This is a genomic window from Oxalicibacterium solurbis, from assembly GCF_014635845.1.
Lineage (GTDB): Bacteria > Pseudomonadota > Gammaproteobacteria > Burkholderiales > Burkholderiaceae_D > Oxalicibacterium > Oxalicibacterium solurbis.
In genome coordinates this window covers 406,406-430,779 of sequence record NZ_BMDP01000002.1, presented here as the reverse complement: position 1 = coordinate 430,779, position 24,374 = coordinate 406,406, and the positions used below count along the sequence as shown (strand labels likewise).

The 24,374-nt window shown below is 60.1% G+C and carries 21 protein-coding genes and 1 riboswitch; of the genes, 7 read left to right on the top strand and 14 right to left on the bottom strand.

Annotation, left to right across the window (positions count from 1 at the left end; genetic code table 11):
• Nucleotides 1-48 precede the first annotated feature (48 nt).
• Nucleotides 49-849, top strand: a complete 801-nt coding sequence (locus tag IEV40_RS07660) for a protein phosphatase CheZ (protein WP_188420396.1) — start codon at nucleotides 49-51, stop codon at nucleotides 847-849.
• The gene (locus tag IEV40_RS07655; RefSeq protein ID WP_188420395.1) at nucleotides 850-2,715 is read left to right on the top strand and encodes a chemotaxis protein CheA; all 1,866 of its coding nucleotides are present in this window, start codon (nucleotides 850-852) and stop codon (nucleotides 2,713-2,715) included.
• A 120-nt stretch (nucleotides 2,716-2,835) separates the two neighbouring features.
• Here the strand turns inward: IEV40_RS07655 and ntrC are convergent, their stop codons facing one another.
• The 4 genes from ntrC to glnA form a co-directional block, all read right to left on the bottom strand.
• A complete protein-coding gene (gene ntrC, locus IEV40_RS07650; RefSeq protein ID WP_188420394.1) occupies nucleotides 2,836-4,371 on the bottom strand; it encodes a nitrogen regulation protein NR(I) in 1,536 nt (511 codons plus the stop codon).
• Nucleotides 4,372-4,429: 58 nt separating this feature from the next.
• Nucleotides 4,430-5,503 (bottom strand): nitrogen regulation protein NR(II), encoded by a 1,074-nt coding sequence (gene glnL / locus IEV40_RS07645; RefSeq protein ID WP_268234575.1) that lies wholly within the window; start codon nucleotides 5,501-5,503, stop codon nucleotides 4,430-4,432.
• Between the two features lie 92 nt (nucleotides 5,504-5,595).
• Complete coding sequence (locus tag IEV40_RS07640; protein WP_188420393.1) at nucleotides 5,596-6,075, bottom strand: DUF4124 domain-containing protein; 480 nt, start codon at nucleotides 6,073-6,075, stop codon at nucleotides 5,596-5,598.
• Between the two features lie 225 nt (nucleotides 6,076-6,300).
• Nucleotides 6,301-7,716, bottom strand: a complete 1,416-nt coding sequence (gene glnA, locus IEV40_RS07635) for a type I glutamate--ammonia ligase (RefSeq protein ID WP_188420392.1) — start codon at nucleotides 7,714-7,716, stop codon at nucleotides 6,301-6,303.
• Nucleotides 7,717-8,162: 446 nt separating this feature from the next.
• Between glnA and nhaA the strand changes: the two genes are divergently transcribed.
• Nucleotides 8,163-9,545 carry a Na+/H+ antiporter NhaA gene (gene nhaA, locus IEV40_RS07630; protein ID WP_188420391.1) on the top strand — a complete coding sequence of 461 codons (1,383 nt, stop codon included), beginning with the start codon at nucleotides 8,163-8,165 and terminating at the stop codon, nucleotides 9,543-9,545.
• A gap of 66 nt (nucleotides 9,546-9,611) precedes the next feature.
• On the top strand, nucleotides 9,612-10,073 hold the full coding sequence (locus IEV40_RS07625; RefSeq protein WP_188420390.1) for a rhodanese-like domain-containing protein: 462 nt from the start codon (nucleotides 9,612-9,614) through the stop codon (nucleotides 10,071-10,073).
• 65 nt (nucleotides 10,074-10,138) lie between these two features.
• Here the strand turns inward: IEV40_RS07625 and IEV40_RS07620 are convergent, their stop codons facing one another.
• The 5 genes from IEV40_RS07620 to IEV40_RS07600 form a co-directional block, all read right to left on the bottom strand.
• Entirely contained in the window at nucleotides 10,139-11,485 is a 1,347-nt protein-coding gene (locus tag IEV40_RS07620; RefSeq protein WP_188420389.1) for a TAXI family TRAP transporter solute-binding subunit, read from the bottom strand.
• Nucleotides 11,486-11,620: 135 nt separating this feature from the next.
• Nucleotides 11,621-13,315, bottom strand: coding sequence for a peptide chain release factor 3 (locus IEV40_RS07615; RefSeq protein ID WP_188420388.1), 1,695 nt, complete (start codon nucleotides 13,313-13,315; stop codon nucleotides 11,621-11,623).
• Between the two features lie 193 nt (nucleotides 13,316-13,508).
• On the bottom strand, nucleotides 13,509-13,730 hold the full coding sequence (locus IEV40_RS07610) for a DUF1289 domain-containing protein (RefSeq protein ID WP_188420387.1): 222 nt from the start codon (nucleotides 13,728-13,730) through the stop codon (nucleotides 13,509-13,511).
• Nucleotides 13,731-13,793: 63 nt separating this feature from the next.
• Entirely contained in the window at nucleotides 13,794-14,207 is a 414-nt protein-coding gene (locus tag IEV40_RS07605; RefSeq protein ID WP_188420386.1) for a hypothetical protein, read from the bottom strand.
• Between the two features lie 89 nt (nucleotides 14,208-14,296).
• A complete protein-coding gene (locus IEV40_RS07600) occupies nucleotides 14,297-14,791 on the bottom strand; it encodes a LapA family protein (RefSeq protein WP_188420385.1) in 495 nt (164 codons plus the stop codon).
• Between the two features lie 175 nt (nucleotides 14,792-14,966).
• Between IEV40_RS07600 and IEV40_RS07595 the strand changes: the two genes are divergently transcribed.
• Together IEV40_RS07595 and IEV40_RS07590 are read left to right on the top strand one after the other, a co-directional pair.
• Nucleotides 14,967-15,125 carry a DUF3309 family protein gene (locus tag IEV40_RS07595; RefSeq protein WP_188420384.1) on the top strand — a complete coding sequence of 53 codons (159 nt, stop codon included), beginning with the start codon at nucleotides 14,967-14,969 and terminating at the stop codon, nucleotides 15,123-15,125.
• Nucleotides 15,126-15,374: 249 nt separating this feature from the next.
• Nucleotides 15,375-16,190, top strand: coding sequence for a phosphate/phosphite/phosphonate ABC transporter substrate-binding protein (locus tag IEV40_RS07590; RefSeq protein WP_188420383.1), 816 nt, complete (start codon nucleotides 15,375-15,377; stop codon nucleotides 16,188-16,190).
• Nucleotides 16,191-16,300: 110 nt separating this feature from the next.
• On the opposite strand, the gene IEV40_RS07585 is transcribed toward IEV40_RS07590, so the two are convergent.
• Nucleotides 16,301-16,555 (bottom strand): hypothetical protein, encoded by a 255-nt coding sequence (locus tag IEV40_RS07585; RefSeq protein ID WP_188420382.1) that lies wholly within the window; start codon nucleotides 16,553-16,555, stop codon nucleotides 16,301-16,303.
• Nucleotides 16,555-16,656, top strand: a riboswitch (TPP riboswitch). It overlaps the preceding gene by 1 nt.
• Before the next feature lie 48 nt (nucleotides 16,657-16,704).
• On the opposite strand from IEV40_RS07585, the gene IEV40_RS07580 reads away from it, so the two are divergent.
• Nucleotides 16,705-18,000 (top strand): purine-cytosine permease family protein, encoded by a 1,296-nt coding sequence (locus IEV40_RS07580; RefSeq protein ID WP_188420381.1) that lies wholly within the window; start codon nucleotides 16,705-16,707, stop codon nucleotides 17,998-18,000.
• A 6-nt stretch (nucleotides 18,001-18,006) separates the two neighbouring features.
• Here the strand turns inward: IEV40_RS07580 and IEV40_RS07575 are convergent, their stop codons facing one another.
• The 4 genes from IEV40_RS07575 to IEV40_RS07560 form a co-directional block, all read right to left on the bottom strand.
• Nucleotides 18,007-19,515 (bottom strand): efflux transporter outer membrane subunit, encoded by a 1,509-nt coding sequence (locus IEV40_RS07575; RefSeq protein ID WP_229724017.1) that lies wholly within the window; start codon nucleotides 19,513-19,515, stop codon nucleotides 18,007-18,009.
• Between the two features lie 12 nt (nucleotides 19,516-19,527).
• Nucleotides 19,528-21,531 (bottom strand): MacB family efflux pump subunit, encoded by a 2,004-nt coding sequence (locus tag IEV40_RS07570; protein ID WP_188420380.1) that lies wholly within the window; start codon nucleotides 21,529-21,531, stop codon nucleotides 19,528-19,530.
• The gene (locus IEV40_RS07565; protein WP_188420379.1) at nucleotides 21,531-23,111 is read right to left on the bottom strand and encodes an efflux RND transporter periplasmic adaptor subunit; all 1,581 of its coding nucleotides are present in this window, start codon (nucleotides 23,109-23,111) and stop codon (nucleotides 21,531-21,533) included. The genes IEV40_RS07570 and IEV40_RS07565 overlap by 1 nt, the downstream gene beginning before the upstream one ends.
• Before the next feature lie 415 nt (nucleotides 23,112-23,526).
• On the bottom strand, nucleotides 23,527-24,303 hold the full coding sequence (locus tag IEV40_RS07560) for a ferredoxin--NADP reductase (RefSeq protein WP_188420378.1): 777 nt from the start codon (nucleotides 24,301-24,303) through the stop codon (nucleotides 23,527-23,529).
• Between the last annotated feature and the right edge of the window lie 71 nt (nucleotides 24,304-24,374).

The following is a 24,374-nucleotide window of genomic DNA, read 5'->3' as shown; positions in this document are numbered from 1 at the left end:
CGCTTTCGCGATCGGCCGGAAATTTCCATCGACAGGAAGGGTAAGTTCATGAGCGGCGAAGCAGAAGACGATTTGGAAGCATTGTTCGACGAGATTTCCTCGCAACGCACGGGTTCCCCCGCTCCCGCCGCAGCGGAACCTGCCGCTCTCGCAAGCGTTCCTGAAACAGCACCTGCTGCGCCGGCTGCACTCGCCGCCGCCGCAACGGCCCCGGAAGATTTCAGCGACAAGCCGATGTACGAACGCTTGGGCGGCATCGTGCGCCTGCTGCACGACTCGTTGCGCGAACTCGGCTACGACCGCTCGCTGTCCGACGTCGCCACCGAAATCACCGATGCACAAGGCCGTCTCGAATATGTCGCCACGCTGACCGAACAGGCAGCCAACAAGGTGCTGAACGCGATCGACATCGGCATGCCGGAACAGGATGCGCTTTCCAAGCGCGCGAAGGAAATGGACGCACGCTGGGCGCAACTGTTCGAAGGCAAGCTCAGCGTCGACGAATTCAAGACGCTAGCGAACGACTCGCGCAGTTTTTCCACCAAGGTTGCCGAAGCCACCGAAGCGGAAAAAGCCCGCCTGCTGGACATCATGATGGCACAGGATTTCCAGGACATCACCGGACAACTGATCAAGAAGATCGTCGGCATCACGCACAAGGCGGAAAGCGAACTGGCGCAGCTGCTGCGCGATAACGCACCGGCGGAGGTGAAAGCCGCGCATCCTGACAAGTCGAGCGACAAATCAACCGACAAGCCGACCGACCTGATGGCAGGTCCGGCCGTGCCGGGCACGCATGCCATGGCGCAGGACGACGTCGACGGCCTTCTTGCCGATCTGGGGTTCTAAATGGACGACATGCTCAAGGAATTCGTCGTCGAGGCGCTGGAACTAGCGTCGAACGTGGAAGAACACCTGCTTTCCCTCGAGCGCAATCCCGACGATCTGAACACGTTGAACGCAGTGTTCCGTTCGTTCCACACAATCAAGGGCGGCGCCGGCTTCATGAACCTGCAGCCGATGGTTTCCGCCTGCCACCTGACGGAAAACCTGTTCGATGCGCTGCGCAACGGCCAGGTACCGGTCACACCGATGGCAATCGAGGCAGCATTGCAGGCCAGCGGCTTCGTCGCCGACCAGTTGAGCGAACTTGCCAACGGTGCGCAGCCGGACAGCCTGCCGGCGATGCCGGCGTCGCTGGAAAGCATACTCACCAGTGCAATCGAAAGCGGCGCAGCAGCGGCGACGGCGTCAACTGCGCAAACCGCTGCTAGTAGCACCGTTACGACCAGTGCTGCAGCAACATCCTCTGATGACGGCATCGACTGGAATGCGCTGTATCAGGCGGTTGTTCCTGCCGGCACCGTCGTTCCCGCAACTCCTGCTGCCCCGGAACCTGCAGCAGCAGTCGCACCAGCTGCAGTTGTGCCGGCATCCGTACCGGCGGCAACGCCCGCTGCCGCAGCACCGGGCAAAGGCTGGGATGGTGTCGAGCGTCGCGGCGGTAATGCCGGCGGCAGTGCTTCCGTCAAGGAAGACAGCATCCGCATCGATGCCGTCAAACTGGATACGCTGCTGGAAGTCGCCGGCGAATCGGTGCAGGCGGCCAACCAGGCTGCCGTGCTGCTGGAAAAACTGTCGCAATTCCCGGTCGAAGGCCAGGCCGCCACGCTGATGGCCGCCTTGCAGGAAACCCTGTCGCGCGCATCGCGCTATTCGACGGAACTGCAACGCGCCACGCTGTCGACCCGCATGCAGCCGGTCGGCAAGCTGTTCCAGCGCTTCCCCCGCCTGGTACGCGAGCTGGCGAAGGATCTCGGCAAGGATGTCGACCTGCTGATCGAAGGTGCTGAAACCGAAGTCGATCGCGTCGTCGTCGACAGCCTCTACGATCCGCTGGTGCACATGTTGCGCAATTCGCTGGACCATGGCATCGAGGATGCCGTCACCCGCGCTGCCTCCAAGAAGCCGGCCAAGTCGATGATCAAACTGAAGGCATGGCAGGAAGCCAGCAGCGTGATGATCGAGATTTCCGACGATGGCAAGGGCATGGACCCGCAACAGCTGCGCAACAAGGCGCTGTCCAAAGGCTTGATTACCGAGGCTCAGGCGCAAAGCACCGAGGAAGCCTTGCAGCTTGTGTTCCTGCCGGGCTTTTCGACCAAGGAAGTTGCCAACAGCGTTTCGGGCCGCGGTGTCGGCATGGATGTCGTCAAGACCGCTGTCGAAAAGCATCGTGGTGCAATCACCATCGATTCGCAACTGGGCGCCGGCACGCGTTTCCTGATCCGTCTGCCGATCGAACTGTCGATCGTGCCGACGATGCTGGTACGCAGCTCGGACGCGGCCCTTGCGCTGCCGATGGCCGTGGTCGAGCGTGTCGTCGAACTGCCGGAAGAATTCGAGTATCAAGTCGGTGGCGCACCGGTGTTGCGCGATCAGGGACGTCCGTTGCCGGTACGTTCACTGGCCGGCGCGCTCGGCTATGAGCTGGCGACCGAACGCGTGGGCGTCGTCATCACCGCGCCGCAACCTTACATCCTGTCGGTGGGAGCAGTCGAAGGCACGGCCGATCTGGTGATCAAGCCGATGACCGCCATGAGCGTACCGGGCATCGCCGGTACCGCACGATCGGCAGAAGGCGAACTGGTGCTGGTAGTCGGTCTGTCCTTCCTGCTGGAAGGCGGGCGCCCTACTGCAAAGATGGCGGCATAAAGTCCCGCTACTGCACGACCGACCACGCCTTCTTCGCGGCACAAAAAAAGACCCTGAACGATCAGGGTCTTTTTTTCATTCCACTCCGCATTCCATCCACACTACAAAAAGCGAAGCCGCTCAATCCTCCTTCGCGCCGGCAATGCCCAGTTCGTGGATCTTGCGCGTGATCGTGTTGCGCCCGATGCCCAGCCGCACGGCGGCGTCATTCTTGCGTCCATGCGTGTGTTTCAGCGCAGTCTTGATCAGAATGGATTCGAACTGACGCCCCAGCATGTCCATCACTTCCGGCTGGCCTGCCGCCAGCAAAGCCGCCGCTTCGCTTTCCAGCAGGGTCGTCCAGTTCGACGATTCGACCGGCTCGCTCGTCGCAACCGGTATTGACGATACCGCTGGCATCACAGCGCTTGCCGAAGCTGAATCGCCAGCGGCGACGATCGTGCTGCGCGCCTCCGTCGGCTGATCGGTCTGCGACGACGATGCGTTCACCGACACGCTGCCCCCCCCCGCGATCAACTCCGGCGGCAGATCCTTGACCTCGACAGTCTGCCCCGGCGCCATCACGGTGATCCAGTTGCACAGGTTTTCCAGCTGGCGCACGTTGCCCGGCAGTTCCAGGCCGCTGAGAAACTGCATTGCGCTATCCGACATGCGCTTGGCTTCGACACCGAGCTGGCGCGCGCTTTGCGCGAGGAAATGCCGCGTCAGGATGGGAATGTCTTCGCGGCGCTCGCGCAGGCTGGGCAGACGCAGACGGATCACATTCAGGCGATGGTACAAGTCTTCGCGGAACAAGCCTTCGCGCACGCGCTGTTCCAGATTCTGGTGCGTCGCGGCAATCACGCGGACATTGGCTTTCAACGGCTGATGGCCGCCGACACGATAGAAATGCCCATCCGACAAGACGCGCAGCAGGCGCGTTTGCAGGTCGAACGGCATGTCGCCGATCTCGTCGAGGAACAGCGTGCCGTCTTCCGCCTGCTCGAAGCGGCCGCGCCGCGTCGCCTGTGCGCCGGTGAACGCACCGCGCTCATGACCGAACAGTTCGGACTCCAGCAAATCCTTCGGAATTGCCGCCGTGTTCAATGCGATGAAAGGCTGCGATGCACGCGGGCTGTGCTTGTGCAACGCACGCGCGACCAGTTCCTTGCCGGAGCCGGATTCGCCGGTGATCAGCACCGTCACGTTCGATTGCGACAGCCGGCCGATCGCACGGAACACGTCCTGCATCGCCGGTGCCTGGCCGAGGATTTCCGGCGTGTCGGCGGAATCGTATTCGACGCTGGTTTCGCGCAGGCTTTCCTCCATCGCGCGGCGGATCAGCTCAACGGCCTTGTCGATGTCGAACGGCTTGGCGAGATATTCGAAGGCACCGCCCTGAAACGCCGCGACGGCCGAATCCAGATCGGAAAACGCCGTGATGATGATGACCGGCAGACCGGGGTGCTTGGCTTTGATCGTCTGTAGCAGTTCCAGCCCGGATTCGCCCGGCATGCGGATGTCCGAGACCAGCACCTGCGGTGCGCTGTCCTTCAGCGCCTCCATCGCATCGCGTGCGTTGGAAAAACTTCTGGTGGCGAGATTCTCGCGCGCCAGCGCTTTTTCCAGCACCCAGCGTATCGATTCGTCGTCGTCAACAATCCAGATTGGTTTCATATGGCTTCGTTATTCCGTGTCGCGGCGATGCAGGCATCGCCTCTGTTGTTATCCTGCCTCACGGCAATGGAATCAGGATCCTGAAATCCGTGTATCCGGGCCGGCTTTCGCATTCGATCACACCCAAGTGCTGCTGCACGAACGTCTGCGCCAGCGTCAATCCCAATCCGCTGCCGCCATCCCTGCCCGATACCAGCGGGTAGAAAATCCGGTCGCGGATATCGGGTGGAATGCCCGGTCCGTTATCGATGATATGCAAGTCTAATGCCAGCCGGTAGCGCACCTTGGCCAACGTGACCTGCCGTGCAATACGCGTACGCAGCGTGATTTCCGCCGCATCGTTCGCCATCTGCGGCAACAGCACCTGCGCAGCATTGTGCGCAATGTTCAGAACGGCCTGGATCAACTGCTCCTTGTCGCCGCGAAACTCGGGAATCGACAGATCGTAATCGCGCTGAATCTTCAGGCCGTTGGGGAATTCGGAGACGATCAGGCTGCGCACGCGCTCGCAGACTTCATGGATGTTCACATCGCCGACGATGTGTGGCCGGCGATGCGGTGCCAGCAGGCGATCCACCAATGTCTGCAGTCGATCGGCTTCCTTGATGATGACTTGCGTGTATTCGCGCAGTTCCTTCAGGTGCCGTTCGGGAATTTCCAGTTCCAGCAGTTGCGCCGCACCGCGTATGCCGCCGAGCGGATTCTTGATCTCGTGCGCCAGATTGCGGATCAGTTCCTTGTTGGCCTGGCTCTGATCCAGCAGGCGCTCTTCGCGATCCAGTTTCAGTTGCTGCAGGTTTTCGCGCAGCTCGATCAGCACCGGCATCTCGGGATCGTCAAGCGTGGTGACGACAACGTGCACCTGCAACGGCTCGCGTCCGGCGCGTTCGAGCGCCAGGTCCTGGCGCTTGTCGGCGAACTGGTGCGCCAGCGCCTCTTCGTACATCAGTTGCAGCTCCCCGCTGTTGAGGAACAGTTCCGACAACGTGTGATCGACCAATGCCTTGCTCGAATTCTCGAACAGGTTTTCTGCGGCCGGATTGGCATAGATCACGCGACCGGCGCCGTCCATCACCAGCACGGCCGATGCCAGCAGATCCAGGCCGTCGAATGCAATTGCATTTTTTTTCACGGAAATCCAGACAACAAAAATAGACAGCCAAAAAAGAATGGCCGCATCATGCGGCCAGACTCAAGCAAACATCGTACCGATGCCGCACACGTTCATTTCAGGTTATTCAGTTCGCGCTTCAGGGCTTCGACATTCTTTTCTGTCCGCGCCAGATTGTCCTTCAGCGTGGCGGTGCGTTCCTGGTATTTCGCATAGTTGCGCTCGCTGCCGAGGCGCTCCGGCTGGCCGTTGTTGTATTCACCGCGGATGTCGGCGAGCTTCTTCTCTTCCTTGCGCAATTCATCCTGCAGTATCTGGCGGCGTTCGTTGTCGCGCGCCTTCTGCACTGAATCGTCCACGCGCGGGAAATCGGGTGGCGCGGATGGCGTCGACCTCGATGCCGGCGCGGCACTCTTCGCCGGCGCAGGAAGCGTCGTCATCGGCGGCAGATCGACCTTCTTGCAACGCGCAGTGGAGCCGGTGTTCTTGTATTCCTTGTTGCCGTTGGCATCGATGCACAGATAAACGTCGCTCTGCGCAAATACCGGAAGCACGATGATGGAGCACAGCAGGAAGGCGAATTGACGTTTCATAAACTTTCTGTCTGAAAGTGTTAAATGCAAACCTTAGTTTATGCCAAGTAACTCGCGCTGACAAACAATGAAACTGTGATTGCCAGCAGCGAAGCACCAAATCAATGCGCCACATCACACGCTGTGCGAGACGGCAGATCACAAACGGAAAGATCGGACGAAAGGCAAACAAAAAGCGGGAAAAGCTTGCGCTCTTCCCGCTTCCATTCTGCTTTCGACTAGCGATTACAGCGAGTAGTACATATCGAATTCGACTGGATGTGCCGTCATGCGGAAACGCTGCACTTCCTGCATTTTCAGTTCGATGTAAGCATCGATCATTGCGTCGCTGAAGACACCGCCACGGGTCAGGAATTCGCGGTCCTTGTTCAGGTTATCCAACGCTTCTTCCAGCGAAACGCATACGGTCGGGATCAGCTTGTCTTCTTCCGGCGGCAGGTGGTACAGATCTTTCGATGCTGCTTCGCCTGGATGGATCTTGTTCTGCACGCCGTCCAGACCTGCCATCAGCAAAGCTGCAAAGCACAGGTACGGGTTGGCCAGAGGATCAGGGAAACGCGCTTCGACGCGACGGCCTTTCGGGTTCGACACGTGAGGAATACGGATCGAAGCGGAACGGTTACGTGCCGAGTAAGCCAGCTTGACCGGTGCTTCATAACCTGGAACCAGACGCTTGTACGAGTTGGTGCCTGGGTTGGTGATCGCGTTCAGTGCCTTCGCGTGCTTGATGATGCCGCCGATGTAGTACAGAGCGAAATCGGACAAGCCGGCATAGCCGTCGCCTGCGAACAGGTTCTTGCCGTCCTTCCAGACCGATTGGTGAACGTGCATGCCCGAACCGTTGTCGCCAACGATTGGTTTCGGCATGAAGGTCGCCGTTTTGCCGTAGGTGTGTGCAACGTTCCACACAACGTATTTCAGGTTCTGGGTCCAGTCAGCGCGCTCGACCAATGTCGAGAACTTGGTGCCCAGTTCGTTCTGGCCTGCGCCGGCAACTTCGTGGTGATGCACTTCAACCGGAATGCCCATCGATTCGAGGATCAACGACATTTCCGAACGCATGTCCTGGAAGCTGTCGACCGGTGGAACCGGGAAGTAGCCGCCCTTGACTGCCGGACGGTGACCGGTGTTGCCGCCTTCGATCTTTTCGCCGGTGCTCCACGATGCTTCTTCGGAGTCGATCTTGACGAAGCAGCCGTCCATGCCGATTTTCCAGCGAACGCCGTCGAAAATGAAGAATTCCGGTTCAGGACCGAAGTAGGCGGTGTCGCCCAGGCCGGAGGATTTCAGATAGGCTTCAGCACGCTTGGCGATCGAGCGCGGGTCGCGGTCGTAGCCCTTGCCGTCGGATGGTTCGACAACGTCGCACTGCATGAACAGCGTCGTTTCTTCCATGAACGGATCGATGTTTGCGGTATTCGGATCCGGCATCAGCAGCATGTCGGATGCTTCGATACCCTTCCAGCCGGCGATCGACGAACCGTCGAAAGCATGACCGGACTCGAACTTGTCCATGTCGAAATGCGAAACCGGCACGGTAACGTGCTGTTCCTTGCCCCGTGTATCAGCAAAGCGGAAATCAACGAATTTGACTTCGTTGTCTTTCACCATCTTCAAGACCTCTGCGGCCGTCCTTGCCATGCGAATCTCCTAAAATTGGGAACGTACGAAATTTGTTGGGGGTTGTGATCCGTGCTGAGGCTTGCGTCAAACAGCATGCGTCCATAACTCGCCGGAATAATAGCAGATTCCATGCCACCAACTTTACGAAAATCGGCGGCCTGCACCCGAACGAGGCGTAGCGCTAAATTGCAGGTTTTATGCGGATTTTCAGCGTTTTGAGGGATGCAAAACCAATATGCGCACATTCGGTGCAAATTTACAATTCGCACCGCAAGAGTGCATTTCAAATTTCAACATGCACCAATATGGCGCATCGCAATAAATTGACCGAAATATTCCGCAATGTGAGACGAATTGCAAGGCATCCCTTGCCTGTGTAAAATCTTGTCAGGGTGTTCGCGCTGCATTCGCAGCCGACAGGCAACGCGATGGTCGGGCCGCCACGCGAAGATATGGATTTGACCATGAATCAATCTCTTTCCCAAGAGAACACCCTGCCACGCGCGCAACGCATCGCCGAACGCGCTTTTGCCACACTCGAGCGTTTCCTCCACATCGAAGCCTTCAGCGGCGTCGTACTGCTGGCCGCCGCCGCCATCGCCCTCATCTGGGCCAATTCTCCGTTCGCCGACAGCTACCACCATCTGTGGCATACCGAAGTCGCTTTTTCCTTCGGCGACTGGACCGTTTCGCAATCGCTGCATTTCATGATCAACGATGTGCTGATGACGGTGTTCTTTCTCGTCGTCGGCATGGAGATCCGCCGTGAAATCCACGAAGGCGCACTGGCCAGCCTGAAATTGGCCGCCTTGCCGCTGACCGCTGCCGCAGGTGGCGTCATGGTGCCTGCCCTCATCTATCTCGCATTCAACCACACCGGCACGCAAGCGCACGGCTGGGCGGTGCCGACCGCGACCGACATCGCCTTTGCAGTCGGCGTGCTGGCGTTGCTGGGCCGCTCGGTTCCGGTCAATGTCCGCATCTTCCTGCTGGCGCTGGCGATCATCGACGATATCGCAGCCGTCCTGATCATCGCGCTCTTCTATTCGGCCGGTCTCGACTACAGCGGTTTCGTCATCGCGGCAATCGGCATTCTGATGGTGCTGGGGCTGCAGCGAATCGGCGTCGGTTCCGCCTATGCCTACGTGCTGCCGGGTGCCGTACTCTGGATCGGACTGCTGAAGACCGGCGCCCATCCAACGCTGGCCGGCGTGGTGCTTGGCCTGATGACGCCGGTCTTTTCCGCGCCCACCCGCGAACGTCCGCTGGACATGGCAGCCAGGGCCGTCAAGGAATTGTGGACGCACAATGAAGCGCCGAAAATCGAAGCGCACAACCTGGCGGAACCGCTGAAACAACTGCGGTATGCGCAACGCGCGCTGCTGCCGCCGGTCAGCCGCGTACAGATGGCTCTGCATCCGTGGGTCGCCTTCGGAATAATGCCAATCTTCGCGCTTGCCAATGCCGGCGTAACGCTGGACGGCGTCGATCTTTCTGCCGACGGCTCGACCGTCGTCATGCTCGGTGTGCTGCTGGCGCTCGTCATCGGCAAGCCGGTAGGCGTCATCAGTGCGAGCTGGATTGCCGTGCGTCTCGGCCTGTGTGCGCTGCCGCCCGGCGTCAACTGGGGCAGCGTCTGCCTGGTCGGCCTGCTGGCCGGCATCGGCTTCACGATGTCCATCTTCATCGCCAACTTGGCGTTTGTCGATGCCAATCTGCTTGGTGCGGCCAAGCTCGGCGTGTTGCTTGCCTCGCTTTGCGCCGCGATACTTGGCCTGATGTGGGGCGCCATCCGTGCCAGGAGACAAACGGCTCTGGCCGATCGGCAACCATCGTCGCAACACTGAACGCAGCACAAAGAAATATCTCTGCCGCACGAATGAAATTCCCGTGAAACTTCTGTGGAAACTGACATGGACCCATCCGATATCCTCGCCATCGCGAAACAACGCGCGCAAGAAAACCAACTGCCTTATGCCGGCGCAATGACTCCGCAGGAAGCCTATGCATTGCTGCAATCAGATACGAAAGTGAAGCTGGTCGACGTACGCACCAATGCCGAACGCGACTGGATCGGCCGCCCTGCCATCGCGCCCGAGCAGCAAAGTGCCGTGCAATGGAATCTTTATCCGGGCGGCACGCCGAATCCGGAATTCCTGCAGCAACTAGTACAGGCGGCCGGCAAGGAAGATACCGTGCTGTTCCTGTGTCGCAGCGGGGTACGCTCTCGTCATGCGGCAAAGCTGGCAACCGAGAACGGTTATGCCAACTGCTTCGATATCCTGGAAGGATTCGAGGGAGAAAAGGATGGCGAAGGCCATCGCAAGACTGTCAACGGCTGGTGCAAGGCTGGCCTGCCGTGGAATGGCGCCTGATTCGGATCAGAAAGACATCAAGGAAAGCGGCGCCAGAGTGACGTCGCTTTGACATTACTTTGTCATCAATTCCGCGCTGCCTTCTCCTCCTCGATCAATCGCAACACGCGCTTGCGCACCAGCCCGATGCTGCTGCGCAGGCGATACAGTTCGTCGGCAAACGACAACGGAATCGAAATGTGATTGACCTTGTCGTCCAGTTCCTCCAGCCGGCGGAACTGTGCCGCATAAATTTCCGCGCGCGATTCCGGCGGTGCCTCTTCCACGGTCTGTTCGATGACGCGCAATTCGCCATACCAGCGATAGACGCGCGAACGCACCTTCCAGACGTATAACGGCGGCACCACGCGCGACAGCGGGAGAATCAACGCCAGCAATGCAACCAGAACCAGCCACATGCGTTCGAAGAAATTAGCGACCCAGAACGGCAGGTAGCGCTGCAGCAGCGGTGGGCCGTCCCGATACAGCTTGATCGCCGCCGGCACGACGGGAATATCCGCATAGCTGGCATTCGGGAATTCGCCACGCTTGCGGAACCAGCCTGCACTGCCGTGAATGTTCACGGCCGCCTGTGCAAACAGATTGATCAGCGCCGGATGCAAGTCTTCGCGTGCCACCAGCGTGGTCGTCAGTGCAATCAGATGCACATCGCGCGGCGGCTGGTCGCGCCCCAGATCGACGATGCCGCGCGGCAGCGTCACTGGCGACAGATAGGGAATGCGCCGCGAATAGGCTTCCGCCTGATAGAAATCGAACAGATCGATCTTCGATGTACGCAACAGCTTCTGGATCAATGCGCTATTGGGCGCGGAACTGAACACTGCAGCATCGATGCGGCCGGCCAGCAGCGCATCGACTGCCGGCTTGTCGTCCAGCGTACTGATGCGCACGCTTTCTTCCTTCACGCCATTGACTTTCAGCAAATCGCGGAACAGTTTCGGAATCCCGCTGCCTTCCGCACCGACGTTGACGCGCAGACCTTTCAGCTGCGTCAGCCGCTGCAGATCCAGCCCTTCGCGATAGAACAGCCAGACCGGTTCGGAAAACAGGTTGCCGAGAGAAACCAGTCCGTACTCTTCCGCATCTTCCTGCTGCGCCGAACCGCCCTGCACGAAGGCGATGTCGATATCCGCCTCATCGTCCTTCAGGCGCTGCAGGTTCTCCAGCGCGCCCTGCGACGGTTTCAACGTGACCTTGATACCGAACTTGTCCAGTGCTGTCGCATATTGCCGGCCAAACGAGGCGTAAGCGCTGTTTTCCTGTCCGGTCGAGATGGTCACTTCCTTCGGCGGGAACGGGTTGACCAGCTTGTAGGCGAAATAGCCGAGGACGACGATCAGCACCGTCAACGGCCCGATCGTGATCAGCAGATCGCGCAGGGAAAAACTGGTGAACTTGAATTTTTTCGGCATGCACGTCTCCATCGGCAACATCGATACGATCGCTCGCATGATGTTGCATGATTTGCATGCCTGTCAATGCGCGGCGCACAAGCCGCGCATTGATCAGCAAGAATCAGTAAAGATCGGGGAAGGATAGCCCCAGGATCAATCCAGTTTGGCGGCGTGCTCGCGCGTTTCGTGGAAAACGATATCCGGCCAGCGTTCCTGCGTCAGGCGCAGGTTGACGCCCGATGTCGCGAGATACGCGAGGTTGCCTGCCGCATCGTGCGCGAGATTGTGGCCGGCCGACGATTTCTCGAATTCGGCCAGCTTCTTCTTGTCATCACAGGAAATCCAGCGCGCGGTGCTGATGCTTGTGCCTTCGAACACCGCATCGACGCCATACTCGTTCATCAGGCGGCTTGCCACCACCTCGAACTGCAGCACGCCGACGCCGCCCAGTACCATGTCGCTGCTGTTGATCGGCTTGAACACCTGGATCGCGCCTTCTTCGCCCAGCTGCTGCAAACCCTTCTGCAACTGCTTGATCTTCAGCGGATTGCGCAGGCGCACCGAACGGAAGAACTCCGGTGCGAAGTACGGAATGCCGGTGAACTGCAGCAGTTCGCCCTCGGAAAAGCTGTCGCCGATCTGCATGTTGCCGTGGTTGGGCAGGCCGATGATGTCGCCGGCATAGGCTTCCTCGACCTGTTCGCGGCTGGATGCCATGAAGGTAACGACACTGGATACCTTGATCTCGCGATTCAGGCGCAGATGCTTCACCTTCATGCCGCGCTCGAAGCGCCCCGAACAGACGCGCAGGAAAGCAATGCGGTCGCGATGCGCCGGGTCCATATTGGCCTGGATCTTGAAAACGAAACCGGAAAACGGCGTCTCGGTCGGCTGCACGGCGCGCACGGTCGCATCGCGCTCACGCGGCGGCTGCGCCCAGTCGAGCAGCGCATTGAGAATCTCGCGCACACCGAAGTTGTTGATCGCGGAACCGAAGAACACCGGCGTACGCGTTCCCGCCAGGAAGGCATCGAGATCGAAAGGATGCGATGCGCCGTGCACCAGTTCCACTTCCATCTTCAATTGCTCGATCTCGAGTGGGAACATCTCGACCAGCTTCGGATTATCGATGCCCTTGACGATCTCGAAGGTCTGGTCGGCCTTCTCGCTGCCGGGCGCGAACAGCATGATCTCGTCGCGCAGCAGGTGATAGACACCGCGGAAATTCTTGCCCATGCCGATCGGCCAGGTCACCGGCGCACATTCGATCTTCAGCACCGATTCCACTTCGTCCAGCAGTTCCAGCGGATCACGCGTTTCGCGGTCCAGCTTGTTCATGAAGGTGACGATCGGCGTGTTGCGCATGCGGCAGACGTTCAGCAGCTTGATCGTCTGTTCCTCGACGCCCTTGGCGGCATCGATCACCATCAACGCGGAGTCGACGGCCGTCAGCACGCGATAGGTATCTTCGGAAAAATCCTGGTGGCCCGGCGTATCGAGCAGGTTGACCACGTGGTCGCGATACTCGAACTGCATCACCGAGCTGGCGACCGAAATGCCGCGCTGCTTTTCGATTTCCATCCAGTCGGAAGTCGCATGGCGGCCGCTCTTGCGGCCCTTGACGGTACCGGCGAGCTGGATCGCGCCCGAGAACAGCAGCAGCTTCTCGGTCAGCGTGGTTTTACCGGCATCCGGGTGGGAAATGATGCCGAAGGTGCGACGGCGCGCGACCTCCTTGGCAATCAGTTCAGAGGAAACGGTGCGCGTTTCGCTACCGGTTTCGGCAAGCCCCGCATCGGCGGAATCAGGAACGGAGGAATCGACAGGGAAATCGGGCGTGACGGACATGAAGAGTGCCCTTGGAAAAAGGCCACAAGTCTACCGATTCCCCGTCTTGAAGTCCAATCGGCATGCGGTGTTGCCGGCCCGGCTTGCCGTTGCGGCAACACCGGAAATACCGCCGGATTCGGCCTGCAAGATTTAGCGCGCAGTTCGGGAAGCAATAAAAATTGCACGGAATCGGCGCAGTGTCAGTACAACGTTAGCGCTTGACCAGCCCCGCCGCTTCCAGCCGCGCCCAGACGGCGGCTTTTTCCTCGTCGGTATAAATGATCCAGTTCAGCACTTCGTCCCAGGTACGGCCACAGCCCTTGCAGACTTCATCGCCATGCGAAGTGGAGCAATAACCAGCGCATGGGGAATCGGGACGCAACGAATTGCGGCGTGCGTCGGGAGAATGATCGTCGGGATTGTCGGTACTCATCGGTGAAGCGTTCGCGATTGCGGTAACGGCATTGTAATGCCTGCCTGCAGCGGACGTAGACGATCAGTTCTGCTGGATGAGGAAATCGGTCAGGACGATGTCCTGCGCTGCGTACATACCCAGCCTGCCGTTGACCGAATCGCGCAGCAAGCCCTGCACGTAGGCCACGCCGCCCGGCTTGCGCACACGCGCCGGATCGGCCTTGGCCAGTGCGGCCTGCAATGCGAAGTTCACCGCACCTTTATTGCTCTCGAACCAGGACACGTCCGCACTGCGCGCCTGCACGGCCACCGTTGCACGGATGGAAAAATCCGAATTGCGCACGACCATCGGACCAAAGCTCGCATACGCGACATACGATGCCGTACGCTGCTTGTAGTCGAAGTACATCCACATCATGGCCGCGCACAGGATGGTGCACACCACCGCCAGCAGGATGTAGACCGTGGAATTGTCCGATTGTCCCTTCTTCGCCATGCGTCCGTTCCGAAAAGCAACTTCGCCAGTTTAGCCGATGTAACCTTTTCGTTCCGGACTTTATTTCTTCATGGAAATTTAATAACAGATCATGCATGCGGCCTATCGACCTTGCCGTCGCGCTCCAGGCGGTCTTCCACTTCGCCGATATAAGCCGCCAGCGTATTACCTGACTGATTCACCGCGGCCAGCAATTCCGTATCGAGACGATCGAGTCGCGCCAGCAGCGCGGTGCGCGTTTCGGCGTCCTGCTGCACGACGGAGCGCAGTTCCAGTTCGATGAAGCGGCGCAGCTCCGTGAAGCGGGAAGCCTCCGCCTGATCGGCCAGTTCGCGGTTTGTCTGCAATTCCTTCGCGTGACGGCGCGCTTCCAGAAGCACCGACGATTGCAGATAAACGATGAAGATCAGGAAAAATGCGGTCAGCACCGCCGTCAGCCCCAGCATCACCAATCCCAGCGGTGCCTGCACCGTCGTTATGCCCAGCCATAGTTCAGTCGGCGCGTTGAAGGTTTCCCAGTTCAGTGCCGCCAATCCGCCGATGGCTCCCAGAATAATGACGAACAATACTGTACGAATTTGCATGGCGCCTCCTCGGTTTGTCGAAACCCCGTTTTGTCAGAAAAGATGTCACTACATTGTGCCGTTTTCCACGAAACGGCAGTGTTCGGCAGCGTACAGATGCCGTTGTCCTGCCCCCTCTATGCTGGACTTGATACGATCGAAACGCCACCCGGCAACATTCGGCAAAGGAGGCATCATGACGCTCGGCACCATTCTTCTTGTCATTCTGATTCTAATTCTGGTCGGCGCACTGCCCAGTTGGGGCTATAGCCGCAGTTGGGGTTACGCACCAAGCGGCATCACCGGACTGCTGGTCGTGATCCTGCTGATCATGCTGCTGACGGGACATATCTAAGCTTTCGCTATCGTCTCGTCTCCGTAAATAGAAAATGCAAAAAGACCTCGTCTATACGACGAGGCAATTCCGTATTTCCTGCCATTGTCGCTTTCCCATGCGTGCCGACGTTTTCCGCCGGCGCGCCGTTCTTTTGCGGAAAACAAACATGCTGATATGCAGCAAGAAAATCTCTTCTCTCGCTAGCTGATTAATGTAACATTCACTCCCAACAAGCATTACCTAATAAAAAGATACTTGGAGCGACACATGAAATTAATCAGGACTTTTCTGACGGCGACGGTATTGGTTGCCGGTATCGGTTCGGCCGCGGCACAGGATCTGGTGCTGGCAGTCAACGAAGGTGTGACCTATCAGGATGGCGGCCCCGCCAGCGAACGCTACAAGCCGTTGCTGCAGCTGCTGTCGAAGGAACTGAAGCAGAACGTCCGCGTGCAGAGCGTTGACAAGTACGCCACGCTGGAAAAAGGACTGGCTGAAGGCAAGTACGACCTGGCCTTCATTCACCCCGCGCATGTCGGCCTGCTGGCCGTGAAGAAGGACGGCTACGAAGGCCTGGCAACGGCCAAGGGCTACACCAACTACCACGCGCACGTGATGGTGAAGCAGGATTCGCCGCTGAAATCGATGCAGGATTTGCGCGGCAAGAAGATCGGCGTGCCGTCGATCGAATCGATCACGACCACGATGTTCACCGCCGCACTGAAGGAACTGGGATTCCAGCAGCCTGAACGCGCCTACACCGCGACCCGCTATCAGGATGCCGTACCGTTCATGATCGAAAATGGTTTCGTCGATGCCGGCGTCACTGGCTCGGCCAAGGTCGCCAAAGGCTGGGTCGACAAGGGTGGCCGCATCCTGGCGGAAACCAAGCCGATCCCTATAAAGCAATTCGTTGTCTCCAAAAAGCTGAGTGAATCCGATCGCGAGAAACTGCGTACACTTTTACTTGACCTGTCGAACAACGATGCCGGCCGTGCCGCACTGGCGAAAATCAACATGACCGGCTTCGTGCCATGGAACGATGCCGTCATGAGCGAAGCCACCGCCCGCCTCGGCCTGTAATCCCTCCGCTTCCTTTCCGGCCGCATGGCATCTGCCATGCGGCTTTTTGCTTTCTGGCGCCCGAAAACGGAAAACGTGACTTTTCCGGTCGCAGGCAATATACTGTGTTTTCATACAGTATATTGTTGCTTTGCCGACATTCGCCACCGCGGCTTTCTGCTGTTGTGCTGTTGCTTTTCTTTGCTGCTGTTTTTGGCCGGACCGCCTCCCCTCACATTTGGCGGTCCGGCTTTTTCTTTTCTTGAGTAGCTCTTCGTCATTCGGTCGGTTTTTTCCGACGCATCACCCACATACTCTTCACGGCCCGGCATCGCCGCTTGCCTGCCGGCGCGTTTTGGCTCAAAGTAGCGCCCTTCGCCAAACACGAATTCGCTCGGGGTCCTGTGCATAGTCATTGCGCGGGTGAGAAATACCCGTTGAACCTGATTGAGGTAATCCTCGCGCAGGAAAGCATGCCGGCCGCCATACGGCGCTCGCGACGCATCAGCCGACCTGCCATCCTTGAAAGACAACGATGGCCTTGCCAGAATCTTCTTCCACTCCTTCCGTCTTTACGCCGGTCGCCTTGTCCGAGCGCGTCTTCTCGTTCCGCGATCATGCCGCCCTCTGGTTCAGCCTCGGCGTCGGCCTGCTGGTCATGCAGATCGGCGCCTTCCTCGGCACCGCACTGGGGCCGCGTGCCGCCGTCGTCGCCATCCTGACCGGCTCCCTGCTCGGCGCGGCACTGCTGGCATGGGTAGCGAAGATCGGCTGCGAACGCGGCCTGCCGAGTCCGGCTCTGATGTGCCAGACGCTAGGCAGCTCCTTCGCCAGATTGCCGGTCGTGCTGAACATCGTCCAGCTGCTCGGCTGGAGCGCATTCGAACTGGTCGTCATGCGCGACGGCACGACGGCGCTGATCAAGGGTATCTTCGGCCTCGAAGTCGCCTGGGTACCATATGCCACAGCGTTGTTCTGGGGACTGCTGCTGATCGCGCTGGCAACCGGCTCGATGATCGGCCTGGTGCGGCGCTTCGTCGGCCGTTTCGGCCTGCCGCTGGTGATCCTGTCGCTGCTCTGGATCAGCTGGCAATTCCTGCTGAAAGCACAGGCGAACGGCTTGCAGGATTTCTGGAACAAGCCCGGCGACGGTTCGATGGGGCTGCTGGCCGGTATCGATCTGGTGATGGCGATGCCGGTATCGTGGCTGCCGCTGGTCGCGGACTTTTCGCGCTACGGCAAGAGCCGCACCAGCACCTTCCGCGGCACCTGGCTGGGCTTCGCGATCGCCAACATATGGTGCCACGCGCTCGGCGTTTTGATCGTCAGCACCACCGCACCGGATGCAGATCTGCTGGCAACCATCCTGCTCGCACAAGGCGGCTTGGTCGCGCTCGGTCTGATCCTGATCGATGAAATGGACAACGCCTACGGCGACGTCTACTCCGGCTCGGTTTCGCTGAACTTTCTGCACAGCCGCATCGGCATCCGCAGCTGGGGCATCGCATTGGCGGCCGCCGCCACCGCATGCGCGCTGGTGCTGCCTATGCACGGACTCGAGCCCTTCCTGCTGATGCTGAGCTCGGTCTTCGTGCCGTTATTTGGCGTCATCGTGTCGCAATTGGCGATGCAGGGAGAAGCCACGCAACGCCCGATCAACACGGTTCCAGTTGCGATCTGGCTGACGGGCATCGCCGTCTTCCATATCTGCCCCGCATGGTGGCCGCAACTCGGCTCCGCGCTTCCCAGCCTTGCCGTTACGCTGCTGCTGGGTACTGCATGGCGGATCGCGCGCAACAAGATGCCGCAGGCACCGCAGACCAACGCATAACCGCAGTTATTGCTGTACCGTCGGACGGCTCCAGCCACCGCCCAGCGCCTTGAACAAATCGGTGGTGCCGGTCAGGCGCAGCAGGCGCTGCTGCGCCAACTGATCTTCTGCACTGAATAAAGTACGCTGCGCATCGAGCAGGCTGTTCAGATCGTCGGCCCCTTCGCGGTAACGCAATTCGGACAATTGCAATGCACGCTGCGCTTCCTCGCGAATTTCGACCTGCGCCTGTTCCTGATTGCGATTGCGTTCGGCATTGCCCAGCGCATCGTCGACTTCCTTCAACGCAGAATGAATCGCACTGCGATAGCTTTCGACTAATTGACGCCGTGACGATTCGTTCAACTCGACCTGCTGACCGAGGCGATCGCCATCGAACAGCGTACGCACGATGGATGCCGCGATGCCGATGCTGTAGGCCGGATCGGTCAGCGACAGCAACGCGGCACTCGACGAGCCGGCCGTGCCGCTCAGCGTAATCGTCGGCAGCAAGGCTGCGCGTGCAGCCGCGACATTCGCATCGGCGGCGTATAGCTGCGCTTCCGCGCTGGCCAGATCCGGGCGACGCAGCAGCAGCGTCGACGGCAAACCCGCGCCGACTGCCGGCACCGTCAGCGCATCCAGATCCTGCCCGGCAACCTGCAAGGCCTGCGGCTGGCGTCCGAGCAGGATGGCCAGGGCACTGACCGCCTGGCGTTCCTGTACCTGCAGCGGCAGAATGGTCGCGCGCTGCGCCAGTACCGTACTGCGCTGACGGCTGACGTCCAGCGCCGATGCCGCGCCATAGCGATAGCGCGCTTCGACGATGTTGAACAGCTTTTCCGCAATCGCCAGATTGTTTTGCGCGATCTGCAGGCGCATGCGTAGCGCCAGCACCTGGAAGTAGGCATTGGCAACGCCAGTCGTCAGCGTCAGCCGCGCCGTTTCCAGATCGTAGCGCGTGGCATCCAGCGATGCGCGCGCACCGCTCGCCTGCGCGGCGACGCGTCCCCACAGATCGACTTCATAATCGATAGCCAGTCCCGCGCCCGACGATTCGCGCTTGCTCCAGCCCGCATCGTTGACGCCGCCCGGTTTGACCGAACCGGTACCGGTATCGGCGCTCAGTGTGATCAGCGGGAACAGCGATGCACCGGCACTGCGTGCGGCAATCTCGGCCTGCGTCACGCGTTCCAGCGCAATGCGCAAATCCGGGCTGCCGGCCAGCGCTTCATCGATCAGGCCGCTCAGCTCCGTCGAATCGAAACCGCGCCACCAGTCTCGTTGCAATTGCGCCTCGCCCGGCGAAGCTTCGGCCCAAGTGGCCGGCAACGGCACGTCGGGATGCGTGGTATCGAAACGATGCGCACAAGCGCTCAGCGTCAGCATGGCTGCCAGCGCAACGCTCAGGCGCAAGCGACGAAAGATGGCCGGCGTGCCGGTCGCGGCTCTCATTTCATCACACATGCCGCCGACCATGCCATCACGCTCGTCATCACGCATGTCATTGCACATATTTTTGTGGATGTCTTTCATGTTCATTTGCATTCATTCGGCCGCCAGCGCGACCACCGGATCGAGTTGCGCCGCCTTCTTGGCCGGCAGGTAGCCGAACACCAATCCGGTCATGAATGCACAGCCGCAGGCCAGCAGTACCGGCGTCACCGAATACGCGATCGGCGTGCCAAAGGCGCCGATAATGGCAGCCGTCGCCAGGCCACCGACGACGCCGATCGCACCGCCGAGCGCGGACACCACCATCGCCTCGATCAGGAACTGCTGCATGATGTTGCTCTCGCGCGCGCCGGTCGCCATGCGAATGCCGATCTCGCGCGTGCGTTCGGTGACCGAGACCAGCATGATGTTCATCACGCCGATGCCGCCGACCAGCAGCGAAATCGCGGCAATGGAACCAAGCAGGATGGTCAGCGTATTCTGCGTCTGCTCGGTGGTCTCGATGATCGATGCCATGTTGCGAATCCGGTAATCGACCACGCCATGGCGTTCGTTCAGCAACTTGTCGACGGCGTTCTGCGTATCGTCGATGCGGTCGACGTCTTCCACCGCGACGGTCACGTTGCGCAGAAAGCGCTGACCGGACAGCCGCAGGCTGCTGGTCGCGTACGGCACGAAGACGATGTCGTCCTGATCACTGCCCATCGGCGACGCACCGCGTTCCGACATCACGCCAACCACCTGAAACAACAGATTGTTGATCAGCACGAATTCGCCGACCGGATTCTCGTCGCCGAACAGGCCGGTGGCGACCGTCTTGCCCAGCACGGCGACAGCGGCGTAGTTCGCCTCGTCATCCTCGCTGAAGAAGGAGCCTTCCGCGACCGGCCATTGCCGCGCCAGCGGAAACTTGGCCGAGGTGCCGTTGATCGATGTCGAGACGTCCGACGTGCCGAAACGCAGCGTGGCCGAACTGTTCTGTTCCGGCACCGCAGCCAGCACATTCGGCAATTCGTCGATCGCGCGTACGTCTTCGACGACCAGCGTCGCCGTCGAATTGAAGCCGCGCTGGTTCGGCGCGCCGGGGCGTACCAGCAGCAAATTCGATCCCATTGCGCTGATGCGTTCGATCACTACCGCCTTGGCGCCGTCGCCAATCGCCAGCATCGCGATTACCGAACCGACGCCGATCACAATGCCGAGCAGCGTCAGGATGGAGCGGAAGATATTGGCGCGCAGCGAGCGCAATGCCATCTTCGCCGCTTCGAGAATATCCGCCAGCCGCGATGCCACGCCGGCCGTCACCGGCCGCGTGAACGCCGCCTGCTCCAGCGGCGCAGGCGACGGCCCCGGATCGGACAGGATGTTGCCGTCCTTGATCTCGATCAGCCGGTGCGCATGATCGGCCACTTCGCGCGCGTGCGTGATCAGCAATACGGTATGGCCGCGCTGCGACAGATCGGACAGCAGCTTCATCACGTCGGCGCCGCTTTTGCTGTCGAGCGCGCCGGTCGGCTCATCGGCGAGGATGATGCGGCCGCCGTTCATCAGCGCACGCGAAATGGAAACGCGCTGCTGCTGGCCGCCCGACAGCTGGTTCGGCCGGTGATGCGTGCGATCGCCCAGCCCCAGCTCTTCCAGCAACTGGTGCGCACGCGCATGGCGCTTTTCCGGCGGCATGCCGGAATACATGGCCGGCACCTCGACGTTTTCCGTCGCGCTGGCCGACGGGATCAGGTTGTAGCTCTGGAACACGAAGCCGAAATCGTCGCGTCGCAGCAGTGCAAGTTCGTCGCTGCTGAAGCCGGAGACGTCGCGCCCCATGAACAGGTATTGCCCGGTCGTCGGTCTATCCAGGCAGCCGAGGATGTTCATCAGCGTCGATTTGCCTGAACCCGACGCGCCCATGATGGCAACGAATTCGCCTTCGTAAATCTTCAGGTCGATACCGTGCAACACCTCGACTTCAAGGCCACCGTTGCGATAAGTCTTGGTGACGCCGCGCAGTTCGATCAGCGGCGTCCGATCTTCCCGGCGCGCCTCAGCCTGTCCGGACTGCGCAGGCGGCAATGGCCCGCTGTTGGCGACTGCATCCATCAGCGCATGCCTCGCGGCGCCTGGCCAAGTCCGGATGTCTTCGCACCGCCGCCGTTCTGCGCATGCGCGGCCGATGGCGGCAGCTTCAGGCCGACGATCACTTCATCGCCTTCCTTCAGCCCGCTCACCACCTGCATCTGCACGCGATTGGTCACGCCCACTTCGACGGTGCGCTGTTCGATCTGGCCATCGGCATCGATGATTTTCACCGTGCCCTGGCGCGTCCGGCGCGCGGTGCTCTGGTCGGTAAAGCCGCCGCCACCTGCGTCATCCGTTTCGGCAGTTTCCGTTCCTGGCCGCGGCTGTTTCACGATGTCGGCATGGCCATCCGTCGCTGCGGCGGCTTGCCCGTCTTGCACAGATTCGCGCGCTGCCTTGCGGCGCTCGCGATAGGCAGCGCGCTGTTCCGGCGTCATCTTTTCCAGCGCTGCGCGACGCTCTTCGCGCGACATGCCGGCCAGCGGGTCTTCAGGCGGAGTCGATTGTGCCGATTGCGTGGGCTTTGCCTGCCCCGGCTTCTTCGTCGCCTCGCCCGCCTGGCCGGAAGCGCCCGGCTTGCGCTGGCCCTTGCGGCCGGTGCCGCGCGACAACGTGACGGCCGCCGTCGGCACCAGCAGCGCATCCTTTGCCGTCGCGGCGATGAAGAAGACTTGCGTCGTCATGCTCGGCAGCAGCGACAGGTTGCGGTTGGCAACGTCGAACAGCGCGTTGTACAGCACCACGTTATTGGTGACGGTCGGCGTCGGTTCGACCTTGCGCAGCGCACCGTACCAGCGACGCCCCTGGCTGCCCAGCGTCGTGAAATAGACATCCATGTCCTTGAACAGCTTGCCGACTTCCGCTTCCGACACCTGCGCCTGCACCGTCATCGTCGACAGGTCGGCGATGCGCAGGATGATAGGCGCCGACTGGTTGGCATTCAGCGTCTGTCCCTGGCGCGCAGTCAACGAGACGACGGTGCCGGACATGGGTGCATAGATCTTCGCGTAATTCAGGTTGGCTTCATCGGCGCGCAAGCTCGATTGCGTCTGCTCGATCTGCGCCTGCAATGCCTCGATCTGCGCACGTGCCGAACGCAGCGATGCTTCCGCAGTCTGCAGCGATTCGCGTGTCGTCGCGTCGGCTACCATCAGGTTCTTTTGGCGCTGATACTGCAGTTCGGCCAATGTCAATTGCGCCTGCCTGTCCTTCATCGTCGCCTGCTGGTTGCGCAGGTTGGCGCGCCGCGCATCGACGTTAGCGAGGAACACGGTCGGATCGATTTCGGCCAGCAGATCGCCTTCCTTCACGACGGAACCGACTTCGATGTGCAGCTTCTTCAACTGGCCCGACACCTGCGCGCCGACGTCGACGAACTCCAACGGCTGCACGGTGCCGGTCGCCGTGACGACATCCTCGATATCGCCGCGCTCGACTTGCGCGGTCTGATAGGTTTCGCGCGCATCCTTCTTGCCGTAGGCCTTGTGCCAGGCGCGGTAACCGAATACGGCAATCAGCACGATCAGCACGGCGGCGATCGTGTAGCGATTGAAAAGCCGGTGGCGCAATGCGGATGGCTCGAATAGCACGGATGGTTTCATGGATGAATCGGCTCGAAAGAGGTATCGATAGATGTTTTGCCGCAGCTGATTCGCATGCCTGCGCATACGAATCAAAGCCCTGATTCACGTTTTAGTTCACATCTGAATGCACGTCTTGAATCACGCTTTGGCAGTCGCCGTAACGATAGCGAGTCCCTCCCAGCGAGGCAAGGAAATCCGGGCTTCCGCAAGGTAAAGTATTGTGAAGAATCGTATGCTTCTTCCGCCGTGCAAATGGCATCGTTCATAGCACTGTTCATGGCACTGCGCATGACACCGGAACGGCAGGAAAAGCGGCAGAAAAAGCAGCAGGAGAAACCGCAAGAAAACGACATAAAAGGCGCAAAGAAAAACGCCGCCGTATCGATGACACGGCGGCGTTTTCTATCAGTATCTGCGCCTTGCGGCGCGGCGATCAGCGTTCGACGAAGGCGCGCTCGATCACATAGTCTCCCGGCTGGCCGATGCCCGGCGAAACTTCGAAGCCCAGCTTGTCCAGTTCGCCCGCAGTATCCTTCAGCATTTCCGGGCTGCCGCAAATCATTGCACGGTCGGTCAGCGGGTTGATCGGATCGATGCCGAGGCTCTCGCACATCTTGCCGGTCGAGATCGCAGTCGTTATGCGGCCCTCATTGTGAAAAGGCTCACGCGTAACGGTCGGGTAGTACAGCAGCTTGGCAGCGATCTCTTCGCCGAGGCCTTCGATCTGCTTCAGTTCGTCGGCGATGAAGTCGCGATAGGCCAGCTCGCTGACCAGACGCGTGCCATGCACCAGCACCACCTGTTCGAAACGTTCGTAGGTATCCGGATCGCGAATGATGCTCATGAACGGCGCCAAGCCGGTGCCGCTGCCGAACAGGAACAGTCGCTTGGCCGGCAGCAGATCGGAAATCACCAGCGTGCCGGTCGGCTTGCGGCCCACCAGCACTTCGTCGCCGACCTTCAGATTCTGTAGATGCTTGGTCAGCGCGCCGTCCTGCACCTTGATCGACAGGAATTCCAGATGCTCTTCCCACGATGGGCTGGCGATACTGTAGGCGCGCATCAGCGGCTTGCCGTCGATCGGCAGGCCGATCATCACGAAGTGGCCGCTTTCGAAACGGAAGCTCGGTTCGCGCGTGGTGGTAAAGGAGAACAGTGTGTCGTTCCAGTGATGGACGCTGAGGACACGACAGGTTTCAAAGGCAGCCATAAAATCGATACATCCCAGATTAAGAAATTTTGCCGCGCGAGTGACGCGCGCTTTCCTGCGCATCTTTCGGA